At 53.9% G+C, this 1,968-nt stretch carries 2 protein-coding genes; both read left to right on the forward strand.

Annotation, left to right across the window (positions count from 1 at the left end):
- The coding region (locus OEL57_RS16420) for a methyl-accepting chemotaxis protein (RefSeq protein ID WP_300741987.1) at nt 1-1,716 on the forward strand (1,716 nt) is incomplete at its 5' end.
- Nucleotides 1,713-1,968: tryptophan synthase subunit alpha (locus OEL57_RS16425; protein ID WP_300741989.1), on the forward strand; the 256-nt coding region annotated here is incomplete at its 3' end. The genes OEL57_RS16420 and OEL57_RS16425, both read left to right, overlap by 4 nt.

The following is a 1,968-nucleotide window of genomic DNA, read 5'->3' on the forward strand; positions in this document are numbered from 1 at the left end:
GGTGACATGGTTCGCGCCAATGCCCTGCTGAGCGGCATTCAGGAACAGCGTTTCAGTTCCTTCACCTCCACCGTCGCTCTCATGGTAGATAACCTGCGCCGGGACGTCTATCAGACAGAAAAACAGATTACCGCCATTACACGCAGCAAAACCATAACAACCGTTGCCGTTATTGTTATTTTAATTGCCCTGATAACCATCCTCTCCACCTACATTACTGAATCGGTCACCCGCCCCATCAAACGATGCGTTGAATTTGCCAAGCAGGTGGCAGGTGGCTCACTGGAAGACCGTCTCACCATCAAGGCCTGCGGTGAAGTAGGTGATCTGGCTGCGGCCATGAACACCATGGCAGAAAACCTGCACAATATAGTCACCCGGCTGAACGCCTCCACCGTTGAACTTACCGTTATTGACCACAATATTGAAAATGCAGCCCGGCAGGTAGTGGGAGCAACCCATATTCAGGAAGAGGCAGTCAGTGAGACCTCACGCACGGTTGAGCTCATTAATGCTTCGGTTCTTGAAATATCAGAAGGGGTTGATCAGCTTTCCTGCTCAGCAACCGAGACATCTTCATCTATCCTGCAGATGGCTGCCAGTGTTGAGGAAGTGGCGCTGAATACGGACAAACTGGGAGAATCGGTGGATGAAGTAAGCTCCTCGGTAATTGAAATGGCAACCTCCATCAAAGGGATTGGCAACAATATTGTCAGCCTGCTGGACGCCTCGACCACCACCGCCTCCTCGGTTGCCGAAATGGATGCCACCATCCGCCAGGTTGAGAAAAACGCCATGGATACCGCCATTATCTCGGAAACCGTTAAGACCGATGCTGCCAACGGGCTTAAATCAGTACAGGAAACCATTGCCGGTATGCAGGAGATCCGACGGGCATCTCAGATTACTGCAGAAGTGGTGGAACATCTTTCTCTGCGCGCCCACGACATCGGCGCAATCCTGTCCGTAATTGATGAGGTGGCTGAACAAACCAACCTGCTGGCCCTGAATGCTGCCATTATTGCCGCCCAGGCCGGTGAGCACGGCAAAGGCTTTGCCGTGGTGGCCGATGAGATTAAAGAATTGGCCGAACGGACCTCATCCTCCACCCGTGAGATCGGCGAGGTGATCAAAGGGGTTCAGGAAGAGACCGGTCGCGCGGTAACGGCTATAAACATGGCTGAACTGGCAATTGGAGCAGGCGAAGAGTTATCAGAACGATCTGGCGCTGCGCTTGAAAAAATTGTTGCCGGGGTTCGTCAGGCAGGCCTGCAGATTGACGCCATTGCCCGGGCAACCGTAGAACAGGCCAAGGGCAGTCAGAGTATCCGGGTAGCCATGGAGCAGGTTGAAGAGATGGTGGAACAGATGGCCAACTCAGCCCGTGAGCATAGCCGCGGCAGTGACCTGATCACCGTTGCCGTTGAGCGGATGCGGGAAATGACCGGCCAGGTACGGGGCTCCACCAGGGAACAGAGCAAAACCAGTATCCTGATTGCCAAGGCAACCGAAGATATTATTGTCATGATTGACCGGATTCGAGAGGCCTGCGGCGCCCAGACGCAGCACAGCCGTTCCATTGACAAAATGGTAGGAAACATCCGCCAGTCATCCGCCACCACCTCCCAGGCGGCACAGGTTATGAACAGCTCTGTTACCGGTCTTTCCCAGCAGATTGATCAACTTGAAAAAGAGATGTCAGGATTCAAGATATGAAAAGCCGCATTTTCAACCGGTTTAACCAACTACATAAGCAGGGTGACAAAGCACTGGTCACCTTTATTACTGCCGGAGACCCTGATCTGGCCACAACCGCAGCCCTTCTGCCACGAATGGCAGAGGCCGGCGCTGATATTATTGAGCTGGGCATCCCCTTTTCAGACCCCATGGCAGACGGCCCAACCATTCAGCGGGCCTCAGAACGGGCCCTTGCAAGCGGCACCACCTTAGAGGCAGTCATGGCAATGG

Origin of the sequence: Trichlorobacter sp. (assembly GCF_030247655.1) — a bacterium.
GTDB lineage: Bacteria > Desulfobacterota > Desulfuromonadia > Geobacterales > Pseudopelobacteraceae > Trichlorobacter.